Genomic DNA, 17,950 nt, shown 5'->3' with positions numbered 1-17,950 from the left:
CCGGCGCTTCAGGCGAGCAGGCGCCCCTCCAGCGGGAACACCTTGGCGGGGTTCATCAGCCAGTGCGGGTCGAAGACGTTCTTCACCCGCATCTGCTGCTCCAGGTCTTCCTGGGCATACTGGAAGCGCATCAGCTCACGCTTCTCGATGCCGACGCCGTGCTCGCCCGTGAGGCAGCCGCCGACCTCGACGCAGAGCTTCAGAATCGCGTCGCCCGCCGCCTCCGCCTTCTCCATCTCGCCCGGCGTGTTGATGTCGAACAGGATCAGCGGGTGCAGGTTGCCGTCGCCGGCGTGGAACACGTTGGCGACCCGCAGGCCCTTCTCGGCGCAGATCGCCCCGATCCGCTCCAGCACGCCGGGGAGCTGGCCGGTGGGGATGGTGCCGTCCATGCAGATGTAGTCCGAGATCCGGCCGGTGGCGCCGAAGGCGGACTTGCGGCCCTTCCAGATGGCGGCGCTCTCGGCCTCGGATGTCGAGACCCGGATGCTGGTCGGGTTGTAGTCGCGGGCGATGGCCTCGATGCGAGCCAGCATCGCCGTGCACTCGGTATCGGAGCCCTCGACCTCGATGATCAGCATGGCCTCGGCGTCGCGCGGATAGCCGGCCTGGGCGAAATCCTCGGTGATCAGGATCGCCTCGCGGTCCATGTACTCGATCGCCACCGGGATGATGCCGGCGCCGATGATCGCCGCCGTGCAGGCGCCCGCATCCTCCACCGAGCCGAAGCCGACGAGGGCCGGGCGCGCGCCCTCCGCCGCCCGCAGGATGCGCACGGTGGCCTCGGTGACGATGCCGAGCTGCCCCTCCGAGCCGCAGACGAGGCCGAGCAGGTCGTAGCCGGGCGCGTCGAGATGGGCGCCGCCGATCTCCACCACGGTGCCGTCGTTCATCACCAGGGTGACGCCGAGCAGGTTGTTGGTGGTGACCCCGTATTTGAGGCAGTGCGCGCCGCCGGAATTCATCGCGATATTGCCCGCGATGGTGCAGGCGAGCTGGCTCGACGGGTCGGGCGCGTAGAAGAAGCCCTCGTGGCTGACGGCGCCCGAGATGGCCAGGTTGGTGATGCCGGCCTCGACGCGGGCGGTGCGGTTCTCGAAATCGATCGCCACGATGCGGTTCATCTTCGAGACGCCGAGGATCACCGCGTCCTCCTGCGCGATGGCGCCGCCGGCCAGCGACGTGCCGGCGCCGCGCGGCACCACCCGGACGCCGTTGGCGTGGCAGAACGCCATCACGGCCGAGACCTCCGCGGTGGTCGAGGGCAGCACCACGGCGAGCGGCATCTTGCGGTAGGCGGTGAGCCCGTCGGTCTCGAAGGCGCGGCGCTCGTCCTCGGTCGTCACCAGCGCCTCGGGCGCCACCAGGGGCCGGAGGCCGGCGATGATCGCGTCGCGGCGGGCGACGATGGCGGCGTCGGGCACGGGAAAGGCGATCGACATGGGGCGCTCCTCGCGATGGATTCGTCTTCAGCCTGCGCTCAGGTGCGTCGGTCTAGACCGATCATCCGGAACGCGGAGAGCCGCGACGATTGTCCGGGATCTTAAGGCAACGGAACGACAACCGCACCCGGGGATCGGCTCTTCGAGAACCGGGGGAACGAAAACTCTGCCGTGAAGCTTCGTTTCGTCGCAGACACCCTCGGCGGAGTCCGCACGTTTCCAGTCTCAATCTGTTCTAAATCGTCAAGCTCTGCCATAAGCAAGGCGGCTTCTGCCGCCCAACGGAGGAAAACAACCATGCGTCACCTCATCCTCGGCGCCGCGCTCGCGCTTCTGCTGCCGCTGTCGGCCCAGGCCCAGGAGGCCGGCGACGCCGCTGCCGGCGAGAAGGCCTTCGCGCCGTGCAAGGCCTGCCACGCCTTCGGCAAGAACGGTGTCGGTCCGGATCTCAAGGGCGTCGTGGGCCGCAAGGCCGGCACGCACGAGGGCTACAACTACTCGGCCGCCCTCAAGGGCTCGGGCATCACCTGGGACGAGGCCAACCTCAAGGAGTGGCTGAAGGACCCCAAGGCCAAGGTGCCGGGCAACAAGATGGTCTATCCGGGCCTCAAGGACGACAAGAAGCTCGCCGATGTGATCGCCTACCTCGGTACCCAGAAGTAAGCACCCCGGACCCGGCCTCGAGGCCGGGCCACCCGAATGCTCCGGAGAGCCGGTCCCGCTGGAACGCGGGACCGGCTTTCTTCGTCTCGGGGACCGTGTCGTCGGATCAGGGCGCCGGGCTGGCACCGGGGGCGTCGGTCGCCCTCTCGGTCGCGAGCGCGTCGTGCAGCGAGGCCCGAAGCTGGACCAGGGTGTCGAGGAGGGCGCGGCGCCCGTCGACATCGAGGCCGGTCATGCCGCCGGCGAGGCCCGGCACGCATTCCATGCGGGCGCGCAGGGCCCGGCCGGTCGCCGTCAGGAAGATGCTGACCTGGCGCTCGTCGGCCCGATCGCGGGCGCGCCGGACATGGCCGGCCCCCTCCAGGCGCTTCAGCAGCGGCGTCAGGGTGCCGGAATCGAGGAACAGGCGCTGCCCGATCTCCTTGACCGTCAGTCCCTCCTCCTCCCACAAAACCAGCAGCACGAGATATTGCGGGTAGGTCAGGTCGTGGCCGCTCAGCAGCGTGCGGTAGGCGCGCCCGAAGGCATGGGCCGTCGCATAGACGGCGAAGCAGAGCTGGCTGTCCAGGCTGAGGGCATCCGTCGTGTCCGAAGCCGGGATGGGCTCCGGGAGCGTGCGGGTCTGCCGTCCCGACATGATGAGGCTTTCCTTCGCGCTGCGCATCGCACCGAAGCCGACGCGATATCATGGTCTTATGCAAATTTCATATTGCGCACAATCAAGTCCTATGCGAGGAAATAACTAGATTGCGCGCAATCGAAAACGTCGAAGCGGGACCGCGCCCGATCCGTTCGTCCGAGCTTCAGGAGAGATACCCATGAAGGCACTCTACACCGCCCACGCCCATGCCACCGGCGGCCGTGAAGGCTCCGCCGCGACCGACGATTCCAAGGTGGACGTCAAGCTCTCGACGCCGAAGGAGCTTGGCGGCGGCGGTGGCGCCGGCACCAACCCGGAGCAGCTCTTCGCGGCCGGCTACGCCGCCTGCTTCCTCGGCGCGATCAAGTTCGTGGCCGGCAAGGACAAGATCCAGGTCTCGGAGGAGTCCAAGATCGAGTCCAGCGTCGGTATCGGCCCGCGCGACGACGGCACCGGCTTCGGCCTCGTGGTGGCCCTGAAGGCGACCCTGCCGGGCCTCGACCGGGCGGTGGCCGAGGATCTGGTGAAGCGCGCCGACGTGGTGTGCCCGTACTCGCACGCCACCCGCGGCAACATCCAGGTCGACATCTCGGTCGCCTGATCGCCGGTCCGGGTGGCCCTCCTGTTCAAGCGTGCAGGCTCGGCGCGGCTCTCCTCCCCCCCCCCCTCGTGGGGAGGAGTTTGGAGGTGGGGGTGGTTCCGCGCGCCTCAGCCGGCAATGGGTCACCCAACCGCTCCCACCGCTGCCCCCCCCCACAGGGCGGAGGGGGGACACGCGGCGATGTCGCGACCCTGGATAGGCGAAGCCCGGGGCCTCAGAAGTGGCGCCCCAGGACCTCGCGCACCCGCTCGACCATCTCGGCCACCGGCACCGAGAACTGGGCCGGGCGCGCGGCCTTCCACTCGGCGTTGCTGGTGATGGCGGCCGCGGCCTTGGCCCCCTCGATCAGGTCCTTGATCTGGACCTCGCCGGCCTCGCGCTCGTTCGAGCCCTGGATGATGGCGCACGGGCTGCCGCGCCGGTCGGCATATTTCATCTGCGCCTTCATGCCCGAGCCGCCGAGATAGAGCTCGGCCCGGATGCCGGCCTCCCGCAGGGACGCGACGAGGCGCTGGTAATCGGCGATGTTGTCCCGATCGAGCACCAGCACCACCACCGGGCCGGGCTTGGCAAGGCCGTCCAGGAGCGGGCTCTTCACCAGTTGCAGGGCCGAGAACAGGCGCGAGACGCCGATGGAGAAGCCGGTCGCCGGCACCGGCTCACTGCGGAAACGCCCCACGAGGCCGTCGTAGCGGCCGCCGCCCGAGACCGAGCCGAAGCGCACCACCTGGCCTTCGTCGTTGGTGACCGGGAAGGTCAGCTCCGCCTCGTAGACCGGGCCGGTGTAGTATTCGAGCCCGCGCACGACGGAAGGGTCGATGCGGATGCGGGCATCGTAGCCGGCCGCGGCGAACAGGGCGGCCATGTCGGCGAGTTCGCGCACGCCCTCCAGCCCGATGGCGCTGCCCGCCAGGGAGGTTTCGAAATTCGCCAGCGTGGTGGCGGTCTCGGCCGGGGCCGATCCGGGGCCGGTCCAGCCGGTGAAGGCGAGCACCCGGCCGATCGCCTCATCGGCCAGCCCGGCCCCCTTGGTGAAGTCGCCGCTCTCGTCCTTGCGGCCGGCGCCCAGCAATTCGCGCACGCCGGCATCGCCGAGGCGATCCAGCTTGTCGATGGCGCGCAGCACGGTCAGGCGCTGCCCGGCCTTGTCGGGACCGCTGAGCCCGATCGACTCCATCAGCCCGTCGAGCACCTTCCGGTTGTTGACCTTGACCACGTACTGCCCGGTGAGCCCGAGCTTCTCCAGGGTGTCGGCCATCAGCATGCAGATCTCTGCATCGGCCGCCACCGAGCCGGCCCCGACGATGTCGGCATCGAACTGCATGAACTGGCGGAAGCGGCCCGGACCCGGCTTCTCGTTGCGGAAGACGTAGCCGGCGCGAAAGCTCCGGTAGGGCTTGGGGATCGCGTCGAAGTGCTCGGCCACGTGGCGGGCCAGCGGCGCAGTCAGGTCGTAGCGCAGCGACAGCCAGGATTCGTCGTCGTCCTGGAACGAGAACACGCCCTCGTTCGGCCGGTCGAGGTCGGGCAGGAACTTGCCCAGCGCCTCGGTGTACTCCACGAACGGCGTCTCCAGCGCCTCGAAGCCATAGAGCTCGAAGCTCCGGCGGATCGTCTCCAGCATGCGGTGCTGGGCGGCGATCTCGTCCGCGCGCCGGTCGACGAAACCGCGCGGCAGGCGCGGCTTCAGGGTGTCGGCCTTGTTCGAGTCGGCCTGGTTGGAATCGGCCTTGTTGGAATCGGCCTTGGCCATGGGATGCGTGTCCGTCGGGGCTGTTCGGGGTCCCGGGGGCTCTATCGCGGGCGGCGGGGAGCGGCAAGCGCGCAGGCCCCGGCAGGGATGCGCGTCAGAGTTTCAGGGCCAGGAGGGCCGCGAGGCTGAGGAGCGCGATCGGGATCTGGACCGGGCGCAGGCGGGCGAAGAACAGGGGCGCCTCGCCCCGTCGGGCCGCGATCGGGTCGAGCACCGCGATCGCCCCGAATCCGACGAGGAGCAGGACCAGCGCGGCCACCGCCTCGTCCAGGATCGCCAGCGCCAGGGCGACGAAGCCGAGACTGAACAGCCCGATCATGGTGGCCATCTGGGTGAGGGTCGGCCCGCCCTCGGTGCGGAAGCTGAGTCCGCGGCGCACGCCCGACAGGAACAGCAGGATGGCGCAGCCCCACAGGAGGGTCAGGAGCAGGGCGGCCTCGCCCAGGGTGTCGCCGGGCCGGACCCAGGCGATGGCGGCGCCGACCACGAAGGGCAGCATCGGGCCGTAGCCGAACACGATGCTGAGCCAGGGCACGGCGCGCGATTCGGTGACCTGGAAGGTTCGGCCGTCGGGTCGATCGTCCATCGTGTCTTCGCTCCAGAGCTGAGTCCGCGCCGCCCGGAGCCTGCGCGCCGCCAGGGCCTCCTCGCCCAACGGAAGCGGACCGGCGCCGTTCCGCCGGGTGGCGATCGGCGCCGGAGCGACGCGGCGTTCAGGCGCCGTGCCGGTCGGCGTCCGGCTCGATCCCGGTCTTCTCGGCTGCCTTCGCTCCGCCCTTCGCCGCGCGGCCCCGGCCCTCGCTGGTGGTGTCGAGCCACAGAACGAGGCCGAGGGCGACGAGGGCGGGTGCCCCCAGCGCCAGGAATGCGCCGGTCCAGCCCAGCACCGCCTGGGCGAGGCCGCCGTACCAGGCCGAGAGGGCGCCGCCGATGCCCTGGAGGGCGTTGAGGGACCCGAGCGCCGTCTGGGTCCGTCCGGAACCCCAGGTCAGGTCGGCGACCACCACCGGCACCGCGACGCCGATGATGCCCGAGGCGACGCCGTCGAGGATCTCGGCGGAGATCAGCCACAGGGGATCGTCGATGAAGGCCGAGAGCACGGCGCGGACCGGCAGCACCGCGCAGGCGGCGATGAGGAGCTGGCGCCGGCCGCGCCGGTCGGCGAGCGATCCGGCGAAGAGCGCCACGGGGATCATCACCAGCTGCGCCACCATGACGTAGCGGGCGGTCCAGCTCGTGGCGTCGACCGCGGTGGCCACCAGCTTCTGCCCGAGCAGCGAGAGCATGCCGCCGTTGCCGAGGTTGAACAGCGCCAGCGCCACGGCCAGCACCAGGAGCTTGCGGTTGGCCACGATGCTGCGCAGGCCGGCGCGCTCCGGTGTGTCGTCCGCATCCTCCTGCCAGCCCACGGCCCGGCGCTCGCTGTAGCAATGGCCCGGCGTCGTCAGCGTCGCCGCGATGGCCAGCACCGCCATGCCGCCGAGCACCCAGAAGGCGATGGCGGGGCCGAACCAGCCGGTGCCGAGGCTGATGCCGCCGGCTGCCAGCAGGATGCCGAGGTGGTTGAAGGCTTGGTTGCGGCCCTGCTGCTTCGGGAAGCGGTCCTTGCCGACGATGCCGAGAGTCAGGGCCGTGACGGCCGGGAGCAGCAGGGTGCCGCCCGCCGCCGCCATCATCTGCGCGGCGAAGACCGGGAGGACGCCCCGCGCCGGCAGCAGCAGCAGGGTGCCGCACAGGATGGCTCCGCAGGCCAGGGCGATCAGCAGCCGGGGCCGGCCGAGGCGGTCGACCAGGGCGCCGAAGGGGCCGCTGAGGAGGAGCGAGCCGATCCCCGCCAGGGTGGTGACGAAGCCGATCCGGGAAGGACTCCAGGCGGCGGATTCCGCGAGCCAGGTGCCGAGGAACGGGCCGAGCCCGCCCTGGATGTCGCCGGTGAAGACGTTGATCAGGGCGAGGTGCTGGGTGGCGAGCATACGCGTCCGGGGCTGGGGCGATCCGCCGGCGCCTCGGGGTCCGAACGCGCCACGGCGCAGATCGGCCGGCCGTCATGGCGGCCGCGACGAAACGGGACGTGAGTAACGGCCAAGCCCGTTCTTCGATCCAATTCCGATCTCGTCCTGATTCAGGCCTCGTGCCGTTTCAGGCTTGGTACCGTTTCAGGCTTGGTGCCGCCGCGGGGTCCGGTCGTGGTTCGGCCCGGCCGCGCGGCCGCCCACCGGAGTGCGGGGACTTGCGGCGAGCCGGCGGCCGAAGCCCTGCGCGCGATCGCATCCTCCGCGGGTCCCGCGAGTCCGGCAGTGGAGCGGGCCCGCGCCGGTTCCGTCCCGGGCCGCCACGCCGAATGGGCGCGGCGCGACGGTCGCTATAGCGATCCAGGGGTGTTCGATGCGGCGACGATGCAACGTGTGGCAGCCGCCCGCATCGACCGGCCAAGGGGCCGGCCAAGGGGCCGGCGGATGCGGGACGATCAGATCCTCAGGAGGCGAGCGGGCCGGTCGCGCCCTGGGCCTGCGATTCCATCGCCTTCTGGCGGTAGAGGCCGACGAAGTCGATCGGATCGATGTACAGGGGCGGGAAGCCGCCGTTGCGCACGGCCTCGGCGACGATCTGGCGTGCGAAGGGGAAGAGCAGGCGCGGGCATTCGATCATCACGGCCGGATGCAACTGATCCTCCGGGATGTTGCGCATGCGGAAGATGCCCGAATAGGTCAGCTCGAAGGCGAACAGCACCTCACCGGCGATCTTGGCATCGCCCTCCAGCGTCAGGTCGACCTCGAAGTCGAACTCGGCGATCTGCTTGGCGTTGACGTTCACCTGGATGTTGATCTGCGGGCCGGTCTCCTGCGGCTGCAGCGAACGCGGCGCATTCGGATTCTCGAAGGAGAGATCCTTGCTGTACTGCGCGAGCGCGTTGATCGTCGGCGTTCCGTCGTCGGGCTGCGCCGTGGCGCCACTGTTGCCGTTCGGGTTCGGAGTGTCGGCCATGGCGTTCTGTCCTCTTCCTGGGTCTTCGGTCCGCGGCGGGGCGATATCTTGAGGGGGCGAGGCCTCGGACAGCGGTGCTCCCGGCCCCCGGAACCGGGTCGACCGGCCTGCGCACCGGCACGCCCTCGCCGCCCGGCTGGCGCGATAGCGCGCTATCACGCGCGCTCGCAGGGGACAAGGCGAAGGCGGGTTCGGCCCGGCTCGGACGACCTGACCCTGGACAACCCGACCGTCCGAACCCCTCGGGACAGCCCGGCCGGGTCAAGGCGGCGCAGGCGCGCGCCCTCACCTGGAATCGGCGCACCGGATATCCATATCTCCGCATCGAGAGGCGCCGAGCCGGCCCGCGGCTTGCGCGAGACCCGGCGAATGCGCGACATGGGCGGATATGCGCGACCGGGGTCGAGCGTCTTCCGGCTGAACGGATCTCGGCGGGATGCGGCTCGGTTCGGCGCGTTCCGGTCGAGCGCGACTCGGACAGACACGTCAGCCGAGGAGCCGGGCCGGGTTTCCAGAGCCCCGGGAAGTAACGTATTCGTGCCACGGCCACGATCGGATCGGTAATGCAGGACTCCTTCGACTTGACGACCCTGATCTTTCTCGCCCTGGCGGTCTTCGTCATCTGGCGCCTGCGCTCGGTGCTGGGTCAGAAGACCGGCACCGAGCGCTCGCCGTTCAAGCCGGTGGACCGCAGCCGCACCGAGCCGCCGGCCGCGCGCGGCGAGGCCGACAACGTGGTGCGGCTGCCGGGCGCCGACCGGGCCCAGCCGCAGGCCGATCGCGGCCAGAGTGCGGTGAAGACCGATGTGCGCGACTGGCGCGGCATCGCCGAGCCCGGCTCGGCCATCGCCCACGGCCTCGAAGCCATCGTCCAAGTCGAGCCCGCCTTCGATCCGCGCGCCTTCGTGGAGGGCGCCCGCAGCGCCTACGAGGCCATCGTGATCGCCTTCGCGAAGGGCGACCGCAAGACCCTGCGCAGCCTGCTCTCCCGGGAGGTCTGCGAGGGCTTCGAGCGCGAGATCGATGCCCGCGAGGCGCGCCGCGAGACCGTGGAAACCACCTTCGTCTCCCTCGACAAGGCCGAGATCGTGGCCGTCGACGTCAAGAACCGCGTGGCCCAGGTCACCGTGCGCTTCCTCTCGCACCTCATCACCGCCACCCGCGACGCGCAGGGCCAGGTGACGGATGGCAGCGCCGAAGCGGTGGTGGAGGTGCCCGACGTCTGGACCTTCGCCCGGACGCTCGGCGCCCGCGACCCGAACTGGCAGCTCGTCGCCACGGAAGCCGGCGCCTGAGCCGCCCGGTCGCCAAGGTGCCCAAGGTGTCCAAGGTACCCGAGCGCGCGTGACCCGGTTCTCCCGTCCAGCGGCGGCTGTCCTCGCCGCCCTCAGCCTCCCCTCCCCCGGCTCGGCCGCCCCCGCGGCCGAGCCGTTTCGCGTGGGCGAGTCGTCTCGGGTGGGCGATGCCCTTCTGGAGCCGGTCGACACCGCCGCCCTGCCGGGCTTTCCCGGTGCCGATCCGGCCGCGACCCTCGCGGCCTTCCGGCGGACCTGCCGGACCCGCCCGGCGACGCCCCAGCCCGCCACCGTCACGGGCTCGGCCGAGGCCCTGGCGGCGGCCTGTGCCAGGGCCGAGACCATGCCCGAGACCAAGACGGTGGCCGAGGCCGAGGCGGCGCGGTTCTTTTCCGAAGCCTTCGCGGCCTACCGCATCGTCCGCCCGGCCGCCGGCGGCAACCCGGAGCGGCGAACGGGCTTTCTCACCGGCTACTTCGAGCCGGAACTCGTCGGCTCCGCCACCCCGAGCCCGGATTTCACCGCCGCGGTGCTGGCCCGCCCCGACGACCTCGTCGGGCTCGAGCCCGGCGAGACGCGGCCCGGCCTGGATCCCGCCCTGCGCGCCGCGCGCCGGGTCGGCGACGGGTTCGAGGCCTATCCCGACCGGGCCGCGATCGAGGACGGGGTACTGGGCGACCGCGCGCGGGCCCTCCTCTACCTGCGCGACGCCGTCGACCTGTTCGTGCTCCAGGTCCAGGGCTCGGGTCGGGTCCGCCTGACCGACGGGCGCTCGGTCCGGGTGCTCTATGACGGCCGCAACGGCCGCCCCTACACCTCCATCGGCAAGCTCATCGTGGCGGAGGGGCACCTGCCCCTCGACGGGCTCACCCTGGCGCGCTGGACCGGGTGGCTGCGGGCGAACCCCGCGCAGGCCAAGCGCCTGATGCGAGCCAACGCCTCCTACATCTTCTTCCGTCTGGCGGAGATCGACGACCCGGCGCTGGGGCCGCCGGGCGGGGCCGGCGTGCCCCTGAGCCCCGGGCGCAACCTCGCCGTCGACGCCACCCTGTGGCGCTACGGCCTGCCGTTCTGGCTCGAGGGCCGGATCGCCGGCTCCCCCGATCCGGGGCGTCTCGTCGTCGCCGCCGATACCGGCTCGGCCATCGTCGGCCCGGCCCGCGGCGACCTCTATCTCGGCACCGGCGCCGAGGCCGGCATCGCCGCCGGGAACCTGCGCGATCCCGTCGGGTTCGTGGTGCTGCTGCCCAAACCCGAAACCAACCCGAAGCCCAGCCCCGAGACCCGCCGCGCGCCATGAAGACGCCCCGACGCCCGCGCGGCCTGTCCGGCGAGGACGCCTATCTGTGGGGTGAGATCGCCCGGCTGATCACTCCCTTGCGCGGACGCGGGCCGGGGCGGCCCAAGGCCGCGAACGCCGCCGAGGCCACCGAAGTGGGCACCCCTGTCGCTGCGAAGCCTCCTGCGATGAAGGCTGCGGCGAAGGCTGCCGGCGCCACATCCGAGCCTCCGAAACCCGCGCCGCCCAAGCCGATGCCTCCGAAGCCGATGCCCCGGACGCTGGCCAAGCGCGCCGCCCTGAAACCGAGCCCGCCGCCGGCGGCGCCGGCCCCCGTGATCGCGCCGAGCCCGGCCCCGGCGCCCGGCCTGGAGCGCCGCGTGCGCCTCGCCCTGCGCCGGGGCGCGCTGCAGGTCGATGCCCGGATCGACCTGCACGGGATGTATCAGGCCCAGGCGCACGGCGCGCTGATCGGCTTCCTGATGCGGGCACGCGCCTCCGGGCACACCCATGTGCTCGTGGTCACCGGCAAAGGCGGCCCCACCTACGACGATGCCTTCTCCGAGCGCGGGGTGCTCCGCCGCAGCGTGCCGCACTGGCTGCGCGCGCCGGACCTGCGCCACGTGGTGCTCGGCTTCGAGGAGGCGGCGCGCCACCATGGCGGCGCCGGAGCCCTCTACGTGCGCCTGCGCCGCCGCTGAGAGGCCCCGTCGCGGCGATCTTGCAAAAACCCGGGAAACGCGCTACCGATAGGGCCTCTCCTCGTTACGCCGTGTTGCATCCGTGAGCCCAAGGCTCCGCTAAGACGATGCGCGGGGCCGTTTCCCCTGGAAGCGGACCGCCTGATCGGTGCCGAAACGGCGCCCGGCGACCAAACTCCCCACCTGCCAGTTCCTGTTTCCCTGCCCCGCCTCGCCCTTCCCGCCGGTTCTGAATCCCCATGACGTCACAGTACGATGCCCTCCCCGAGGAAAGCCCGGTCGAGGGCGGAATCGTCGCCGCCGATCTCGACGGCATGCGCGAGGTCAAGCTTCAGGACCTCAAGTCCAAGACGCCGACCGACCTGATCGCGTTCGCCGAAGAGGTCGAGGTCGAGAACGCCTCGACCATGCGCAAAGCCGAACTGATGTTCGCGATCCTGAAGCAACTCGCGGCCAAGGAGGTCGAGATCATCGGCGCCGGCACCTGCGAGGTGCTGCAGGACGGGTTCGGCTTCCTGCGCTCGTCGGAATCGAACTACTTGCCGGGTCCCGACGACATCTACATCTCGCCGACGCAGATCCGTCGCTTCGGCCTGCGCACCGGCGACACCGTCGAGGGGCCGATCCGCGGTCCCAAGGACGGCGAGCGCTATTTCGCGCTGCTGAAGGTCAACACGATCAACTTCGAGAACCCGGAGAAGATCAAGCACAAAGTCCATTTCGACAACCTGACCCCGCTGTTCCCGACGCAGCGCTTCAAGCTCGAACTGGACAATCCGCCGAAGAAGGATTTCTCGCCGCGGATCATCGACATCGTGGCCCCGATCGGCAAGGGCCAGCGCGCCCTGATCGTGGCGCCGCCGCGCACCGGCAAGACCGTGCTGATGCAGAACATCGCGCAGTCGATCACCATCAATCACCCGGAATGCTACCTCATCGTGCTGCTCATCGACGAGCGCCCCGAGGAAGTGACCGACATGATCCGCTCGGTGAAGGGCGAGGTCATCGCCTCGACCTTCGACGAGCCGGCCACCCGCCACGTGCAGGTCGCCGAGATGGTGATCGAGAAGGCCAAGCGCTTGGTCGAGCACGGCCGCGACGTGGTGATCCTGCTGGACTCGATCACCCGCCTGGGCCGGGCCTACAACACCGTCGTGCCGTCCTCCGGCAAGGTGCTGACCGGCGGCGTCGACGCCAACGCTCTGCAGCGCCCGAAGCGCTTCTTCGGTGCCGCCCGCAACATCGAGGAGGGCGGTTCGCTCTCGATCATCGCCACGGCGCTCATCGACACCGGTTCGCGCATGGACGAGGTGATCTTCGAGGAGTTCAAGGGCACCGGCAACTCCGAGATCATTCTCGACCGCAAGGTCTCGGACAAGCGCATCTTCCCGGCCATCGACATCACGCGCTCGGGCACCCGCAAGGAAGAGCTCCTGGTGCCGCCGGACGCGCTCAAGAAGACCTACGTCCTGCGCCGCATCCTCAACCCGATGGGCGTCACCGACGCGATCGAGTTCCTGATGGACAAGCTGCGCCAGACCAAGAGCAACAACGATTTCTTCGACTCGATGAACACGTGAGACGGGGTGACCCCGGGGCGTGCGCCGCCCCGGGGACAGGCATCGTCGGGCCCGATTTCCAAAAACTTTCCGCAAGAAACCATTTTGGTTTGCCGGCATAACGATATTCCGAGGCCGGAATTGTCGGGTTGCGGGGCACCGCACGGATGATTGAAACCACCACCCTCTTCGCGCCTGCGACCGGGCCAGCCCGGGCCGCCGTCAGCGTGATCCGGATCAGCGGGCCGAACGCGGCCGCGGTGATCCGCGCCCTCGCCCCTCCCCTGCCGGTTCCCAGGCGCCTGTCGCTGCGCACCTTGCGGATGCCGGACGGCGACCCGCTGGATGAGGCGCTGGTCGCCTGGATGCCGGGTCCCGCCAGCTTCACCGGCGAGGATATGGCGGAACTCCATCTGCATGGGGGTCTTGCGGTCCGTACGGCCGTTCTGCGGGCGCTGGCGGAGATCCCCGGATGCCAACCGGCCGAGCCCGGTGCCTTCACCCGCCGGGCCTTCCTCAACGGGCGCCTCGACCTGACCGAGGCCGAGGGTATCGCCGACCTCATCGATGCCGAGACTGAGGCGCAGCGGCGCCAAGCCCTGCGCCAGCTCGATGGCGCCCTCGGCCGTCAGGTCGCCGATTGGCGCACCCGGCTCATCGATCTCCTGGCCGGCGTCGAGGCGGCGCTTGATTTCTCCGATGAGGGCGATGTCGACGACGCTGCGCTCGATGCGGCGCTGAGCCAGCGGGCGCGGGCAATTCGCGACCAGATCGCCGCCGTCCTGGCCGATGGTCACCGGGGCGAGCGCCTGCGCGACGGTTTCACCGTGGTGCTGGCCGGTCCGCCCAATGCCGGCAAGTCGACGCTGCTGAACGCCTTGAGCCGGCGCGAGGCGGCGATCGTTTCGGATCTTCCGGGCACGACGCGCGATGTCATCGAGGTCCGCTGCGACCTCGGCGGGCTGCCGGTGATCCTGGTCGACACGGCCGGTCTGCGCGCGGCGACGGACGCCATCGAGGCGGAGGGCATCCGGCGAACCCGGGCCCGCATGGCCCAGGCGGACCTGATCGTGATGCTGGACGGGCCGGACGCCGAGTGGGACTCGACACCCACGCCCGATCCCGGCGGTCCGGTGCTCCACGTCCGGACCAAGTGCGATCTCGGTCTCGGCGATGCCTCGAACGACACCGATTGCATCGCCATCTCGGCTCTGACGGGGGCCGGACTCGATCGCCTGCTCGCCGCCATCGAAGCCCGGGCCGCGCAGGCGATCGGAAGCGGCGATGCGCTGATCACCCGTGAACGCCACCGCCTCGGGCTCAGCCGATGCCGGGACCATCTCGACCGCCTGCTCGCCGGCGCCGCGCTGCCCGAATTAGCGGCGGAGGATCTGCGCCTCGCCGTCCGTGCACTGGGGGAAGTGGCCGGGCATGTCGGCGTCGAGGAGATGCTGGACCGGCTGTTTGCGGGCTTCTGCATCGGCAAGTGACGAGGACCGGCGTAAGACGCAGCACCCTGTTGTCCTGCGGGCGCACAAGCCTCTTGTTTCACGTGGAAACCGCAATCTTCGCTCGGCGCGCGTTGACCATCCACGCGCCAGACGCTTAATCGATCCCATGCACCACACACCTGATTCCTACGACGTGATCGTCGTCGGCGGGGGCCATGCCGGCGTCGAGGCTGCGGCCGCCGCGGCCCGGATCGGCGCGCGTACGGCCCTCGTGACCCATCAGGCCGCCACCATCGGCGCCATGTCCTGCAATCCGGCCATTGGCGGCCTCGGCAAGGGCCATCTGGTTCGCGAAGTCGACGCCCTCGACGGCCTGATGGGCCGCGTCGCCGATGCGGCCGGCATCCAGTTTCGCCTGCTCAACCGGCGTAAGGGACCGGCCGTGCGCGGCCCCCGCACCCAGGCCGACCGCAAGCTCTACGCCCGCGCCATGCAGGCCGCCATCGCCGAGACCACGAACCTGACGGTGATCGAGGCGGAGGTCGCCGACCTCACCATCACGCAGGGACGTGTCGCGGCGGTCCTGTTGAACGACGGCCGCGCCCTCCCCTGCGGCGCCGTGGTGCTCACCACCGGCACCTTCCTGCGCGGCTTGATCCATATCGGCGAAACCCAGATCCCGGCCGGTCGTGTCGGCGAGGCGCCCTCGGTGGGTCTGGCCCTGACGCTCGATCGCGCCGGCTTCGCCTTGGGACGCCTCAAGACCGGGACGCCGGCCCGCCTCGACGGCCGCACCATCGCCTGGTCGCGCCTGGAGATGCAGGCGGCGGACGACGATCCGGTTCCATTCTCGACCCTCACCGACCGGATCACCACGCCGCAGATCGAATGCGGCATCACCCGCACCACGCAGGCGGTGCATGATCTCATCCGGGCCAACCTGCATCGCTCGCCGATGTATTCCGGCGGCATCGCCAGCCGGGGGCCGCGCTACTGCCCCTCGATCGAGGACAAGGTCGTGCGCTTCGGCGACCGCGAGGGACACCAGATCTTCCTCGAACCGGAGGGCCTGGACGATCCGACCGTCTATCCCAACGGCATCTCCACGGCCCTGCCCGAGAGCGTCCAGCGCGATGTCATCGCGCTGATCCCGGGTCTTGAGCGCGCCACGATCCTGCGACCGGGCTACGCCATCGAGTACGACTACGTCGATCCGCGCGAACTCGATGCCACCCTGCAGGCCAAGCGCCTGCCCGGCCTGTTCCTCGCCGGACAGATCAACGGCACCACCGGCTACGAGGAGGCGGCGGGGCAGGGGCTCGTCGCCGGCATCAATGCCGCACGCCTCGTCGGCGGCTCGGCCCCGGCGATCTTCGACCGGGCCGAATCCTATCTCGGCGTGATGATCGACGATCTCGTCACCCACGGGGTGAGCGAGCCGTATCGCATGTTCACCTCGCGCTCCGAGTATCGCCTCTCGCTGCGCATCGACAATGCCGACGAGCGGCTGACCCCGAGGGGGGCCGCCCTGGGCTGCGTCGGTCGCCACAGGGCCGAACATTTCGCGGCCTCGCAGACGGCGCTCGACGCCGCGCGGGCGCAGCTCGATGCCCTGAGCCTGACCCCGAACCAGGCGCAAGCCGTCGGGATCGCCCTGAAGCAGGACGGGATTCGCCGGAGCGCTTTCCAACTCCTGTCCTATCCGGGGATCGACTGGGACCGCCTCGGCGCCGTCTGGCCCGAATTGCAGGCCGTGCCGGCACGGGTGGCCGACCGCCTCTGCACCGATGCGACCTATGCGGTCTACCTCGACCGGCAGCAGGCCGACATCACCGCGTTCCGCCGGGACGAGGCCGTCGCCTTGCCGGTGCGCCTGGATTATTCCGGCATCGCCGGGCTCTCGAACGAGATGCGGTTGAAGCTCGAAGCGGTGCGGCCCGGGACGCTGGGGCAGGCGGCCCGAATCGAGGGGGTGACGCCGGCGGCGCTGACCCTGCTGGCCGCTCATGCGCGCCGGGCCGGTCGGGGTGTCGCGGCCCATGATTGAGCGCGACCGCGACTGGGTCCTGGCCGAGGCGCTTGTTTCACGTGAAACAGCGCGGCGCCTCGACATCTATGTCGAGCAGTTGCGGCGCTGGCAGACCATCAAAAATCTCGTCGGACCCGGTACCCTGTCCGAGGTTTGGAGTCGCCACATCGCCGATGGGCTGCAACTCCTGGACCTTGCACCGGACGCCGCGACCTGGCTCGATCTCGGGGCAGGGGCCGGCCTGCCCGGTCTGGTCCTGGCCATCGCCGGACACGAGCGCCCGGATTTCCGGGTCGACCTGATCGAGAGCAACGCGCGGAAATGCGCCTTCCTCACCGAGACGGCCCGCCTCACCGGGGCGCCGGCCCGGGTTCACAACGCCCGCATCGAGCAGGCTATCGCGGCCCATCAGGGCGTCGCCGTGGTGTGTGCCCGGGCGGTCGCCCCCCTCACCCAGCTTCTCGCCTGGGCCGAGCCCCTGTTGACAACCGGCACGGTCGGCCTGTTTCCGAAAGGACGTGACGTCCAGTCGGAATTGACCGAGGCCGCGCAACGGTGGAGATTCGTTTACGATCTCGTGCCGAGCCGAACCGAGTCGGAAGCGCGGATCGTCCGCGTCACGACCCTATCTCGCGTGGATTCATGACAAGCGATCCGACTCCCGTACCGACGGCCGGAGCCCATCCGGATCGGCCGCTGCGCATCCTGGCCCTGGCCAACCAGAAGGGCGGCGTCGGCAAGACCACGACGGCGATCAATCTCGGCACCGCCCTGGCGGCCATCGGCGAGAGTGTGCTGGTGATCGATCTCGATCCCCAGGGCAACGCCTCGACGGGGCTCGGCATCGACCGGCGCCAACGCAAGGTCTCGACCTACCACGTGCTCGCGGGCGAGGCGTCCCTGGCCCAGGCCTGCATCCCCACGGCGGTACCGCGCCTGATGGTGGCGCCCTCGACCATGGATCTGCTCGGCCTGGAGCTGGAGATGGCCAGCGCGCCCGACCGCGCCCACCGGCTCCGCAATGTCCTCAAGGGCATCGGCGAGACCGGCAGCACGGCCGGCATCACCTACGTGCTGATCGATTGCCCGCCCTCGCTGAACCTCCTCACCATCAACGCCCTGGCGGCCTCGGACGCCGTGCTGGTGCCGCTCCAGTGCGAGTTCTTCGCCCTCGAAGGCCTGAGCCAGCTGCTGCGCACGGTGGAGCAGGTGCGGGGCGCGCTCAATCCGCGCCTCACCATCCAGGGCATCGTCCTGACCATGTTCGATCCCCGCAACAACCTGTCGGCGCAGGTGGTGGCCGATGTGCGCAGCTTCATGGGCGAGAAGGTCTACGAGACCATGATCCCCCGCAACGTGCGCGTGTCCGAGGCGCCCTCGCACGGCAAGCCGGTGCTGCTCTACGATCTCAAATGCGCGGGCTCGCAGGCTTATCTGCGGCTCGCCTCCGAGATCATCCAACGCGAGGGGCGCCTGCCCGTCGCGGCCTGAGACGGGTGGGGGTGCCCTGCCCTCACCCCATGACATGACCCAGTGCGTTCGGAGTTGAAGC

At 70.3% G+C, this 17,950-nt stretch carries 16 protein-coding genes; 10 read left to right on the top strand and 6 right to left on the bottom strand.

Annotation, left to right across the window (positions count from 1 at the left end):
- Positions 1–8 precede the first annotated feature (8 nt).
- Entirely contained in the window at positions 9–1,442 is a 1,434-nt protein-coding gene (locus tag ASF57_RS17910) for an FAD-linked oxidase C-terminal domain-containing protein (RefSeq protein ID WP_056485551.1), read from the bottom strand.
- A 297-nt stretch (positions 1,443–1,739) separates the two neighbouring features.
- On the opposite strand from ASF57_RS17910, the gene ASF57_RS17905 reads away from it, so the two are divergent.
- Complete coding sequence (locus ASF57_RS17905) at positions 1,740–2,105, top strand: cytochrome c family protein (RefSeq protein ID WP_056187453.1); 366 nt, start codon at positions 1,740–1,742, stop codon at positions 2,103–2,105.
- A 106-nt stretch (positions 2,106–2,211) separates the two neighbouring features.
- On the opposite strand, the gene ASF57_RS17900 is transcribed toward ASF57_RS17905, so the two are convergent.
- Entirely contained in the window at positions 2,212–2,742 is a 531-nt protein-coding gene (locus ASF57_RS17900) for a MarR family transcriptional regulator (protein WP_082504156.1), read from the bottom strand.
- A 181-nt stretch (positions 2,743–2,923) separates the two neighbouring features.
- Between ASF57_RS17900 and ASF57_RS17895 the strand changes: the two genes are divergently transcribed.
- Positions 2,924–3,346, top strand: a complete 423-nt coding sequence (locus ASF57_RS17895) for an organic hydroperoxide resistance protein (RefSeq protein WP_056187450.1) — start codon at positions 2,924–2,926, stop codon at positions 3,344–3,346.
- Between the two features lie 214 nt (positions 3,347–3,560).
- Here ASF57_RS17895 and hisS read toward each other — a convergent pair whose 3' ends face one another.
- The 4 genes from hisS to secB all read right to left on the bottom strand — a co-directional run bounded on the left by hisS (position 3,561) and on the right by secB (position 8,084).
- Positions 3,561–5,099, bottom strand: coding sequence for a histidine--tRNA ligase (hisS, locus tag ASF57_RS17890; protein WP_056485548.1), 1,539 nt, complete (start codon positions 5,097–5,099; stop codon positions 3,561–3,563).
- 94 nt (positions 5,100–5,193) lie between these two features.
- Positions 5,194–5,685: a DUF3429 domain-containing protein gene (locus ASF57_RS17885; RefSeq protein ID WP_056187998.1), complete on the bottom strand. Its 492-nt coding sequence runs from the start codon at positions 5,683–5,685 to the stop codon at positions 5,194–5,196.
- Positions 5,686–5,812: 127 nt separating this feature from the next.
- Positions 5,813–7,072 carry an MFS transporter gene (locus tag ASF57_RS17880; protein ID WP_056187445.1) on the bottom strand — a complete coding sequence of 420 codons (1,260 nt, stop codon included), beginning with the start codon at positions 7,070–7,072 and terminating at the stop codon, positions 5,813–5,815.
- A gap of 502 nt (positions 7,073–7,574) precedes the next feature.
- Positions 7,575–8,084 (bottom strand): protein-export chaperone SecB, encoded by a 510-nt coding sequence (secB, locus tag ASF57_RS17875; RefSeq protein ID WP_056187442.1) that lies wholly within the window; start codon positions 8,082–8,084, stop codon positions 7,575–7,577.
- Between the two features lie 563 nt (positions 8,085–8,647).
- On the opposite strand from secB, the gene ASF57_RS17870 reads away from it, so the two are divergent.
- The 8 genes from ASF57_RS17870 (at position 8,648) to ASF57_RS17835 (ending at position 17,889) form a co-directional block, all read left to right on the top strand.
- Complete coding sequence (locus ASF57_RS17870; RefSeq protein ID WP_056187439.1) at positions 8,648–9,379, top strand: Tim44/TimA family putative adaptor protein; 732 nt, start codon at positions 8,648–8,650, stop codon at positions 9,377–9,379.
- Between the two features lie 49 nt (positions 9,380–9,428).
- On the top strand, positions 9,429–10,679 hold the full coding sequence (locus ASF57_RS17865) for a murein transglycosylase A (protein WP_244476994.1): 1,251 nt from the start codon (positions 9,429–9,431) through the stop codon (positions 10,677–10,679).
- Complete coding sequence (locus ASF57_RS17860) at positions 10,676–11,359, top strand: Smr/MutS family protein (protein WP_056485542.1); 684 nt, start codon at positions 10,676–10,678, stop codon at positions 11,357–11,359. The genes ASF57_RS17865 and ASF57_RS17860 overlap by 4 nt, the downstream gene beginning before the upstream one ends.
- Before the next feature lie 239 nt (positions 11,360–11,598).
- Positions 11,599–12,939, top strand: coding sequence for a transcription termination factor Rho (gene rho / locus ASF57_RS17855; RefSeq protein WP_056187430.1), 1,341 nt, complete (start codon positions 11,599–11,601; stop codon positions 12,937–12,939).
- Positions 12,940–13,085: 146 nt separating this feature from the next.
- A complete protein-coding gene (mnmE, locus tag ASF57_RS17850) occupies positions 13,086–14,408 on the top strand; it encodes a tRNA uridine-5-carboxymethylaminomethyl(34) synthesis GTPase MnmE (RefSeq protein WP_056485539.1) in 1,323 nt (440 codons plus the stop codon).
- 127 nt (positions 14,409–14,535) lie between these two features.
- Entirely contained in the window at positions 14,536–16,416 is a 1,881-nt protein-coding gene (gene mnmG, locus ASF57_RS17845) for a tRNA uridine-5-carboxymethylaminomethyl(34) synthesis enzyme MnmG (RefSeq protein WP_056485536.1), read from the top strand.
- Positions 16,409–17,044 (top strand): 16S rRNA (guanine(527)-N(7))-methyltransferase RsmG, encoded by a 636-nt coding sequence (rsmG, locus tag ASF57_RS17840; protein WP_056486134.1) that lies wholly within the window; start codon positions 16,409–16,411, stop codon positions 17,042–17,044. The genes mnmG and rsmG overlap by 8 nt, the downstream gene beginning before the upstream one ends.
- Positions 17,041–17,889: a ParA family protein gene (locus ASF57_RS17835; protein WP_056187421.1), complete on the top strand. Its 849-nt coding sequence runs from the start codon at positions 17,041–17,043 to the stop codon at positions 17,887–17,889. Before rsmG ends, ASF57_RS17835 begins: the two co-directional genes overlap by 4 nt.
- Positions 17,890–17,950 lie beyond the last annotated feature (61 nt).

The organism is Methylobacterium sp. Leaf117, from assembly GCF_001422985.1.
Lineage (GTDB): Bacteria > Pseudomonadota > Alphaproteobacteria > Rhizobiales > Beijerinckiaceae > Methylobacterium.
The sequence above is the reverse complement of the archived record's forward strand: the minus strand, read 5'-3'. Positions and strand labels throughout refer to the sequence as shown.

Coding starts and splice junctions, on each gene's coding strand:
- ASF57_RS17880 (WP_056187445.1), bottom strand. CDS start 7,072: ATGCTCGCCACCCAGCACCTCGCCCTGATCAACGTCTTCACCGGCGAC.
- rsmG (WP_056486134.1), top strand. CDS start 16,409: ATGATTGAGCGCGACCGCGACTGGGTCCTGGCCGAGGCGCTTGTTTCA.
- secB (WP_056187442.1), bottom strand. CDS start 8,084: ATGGCCGACACTCCGAACCCGAACGGCAACAGTGGCGCCACGGCGCAG.
- mnmG (WP_056485536.1), top strand. CDS start 14,536: ATGCACCACACACCTGATTCCTACGACGTGATCGTCGTCGGCGGGGGC.
- mnmE (WP_056485539.1), top strand. CDS start 13,086: ATGATTGAAACCACCACCCTCTTCGCGCCTGCGACCGGGCCAGCCCGG.
- ASF57_RS17910 (WP_056485551.1), bottom strand. CDS start 1,442: ATGTCGATCGCCTTTCCCGTGCCCGACGCCGCCATCGTCGCCCGCCGC.
- ASF57_RS17905 (WP_056187453.1), top strand. CDS start 1,740: ATGCGTCACCTCATCCTCGGCGCCGCGCTCGCGCTTCTGCTGCCGCTG.
- rho (WP_056187430.1), top strand. CDS start 11,599: ATGACGTCACAGTACGATGCCCTCCCCGAGGAAAGCCCGGTCGAGGGC.
- ASF57_RS17900 (WP_082504156.1), bottom strand. CDS start 2,742: ATGTCGGGACGGCAGACCCGCACGCTCCCGGAGCCCATCCCGGCTTCG.
- ASF57_RS17885 (WP_056187998.1), bottom strand. CDS start 5,685: ATGGACGATCGACCCGACGGCCGAACCTTCCAGGTCACCGAATCGCGC.
- ASF57_RS17870 (WP_056187439.1), top strand. CDS start 8,648: ATGCAGGACTCCTTCGACTTGACGACCCTGATCTTTCTCGCCCTGGCG.
- ASF57_RS17835 (WP_056187421.1), top strand. CDS start 17,041: ATGACAAGCGATCCGACTCCCGTACCGACGGCCGGAGCCCATCCGGAT.
- hisS (WP_056485548.1), bottom strand. CDS start 5,099: ATGGCCAAGGCCGATTCCAACAAGGCCGATTCCAACCAGGCCGACTCG.
- ASF57_RS17860 (WP_056485542.1), top strand. CDS start 10,676: ATGAAGACGCCCCGACGCCCGCGCGGCCTGTCCGGCGAGGACGCCTAT.
- ASF57_RS17895 (WP_056187450.1), top strand. CDS start 2,924: ATGAAGGCACTCTACACCGCCCACGCCCATGCCACCGGCGGCCGTGAA.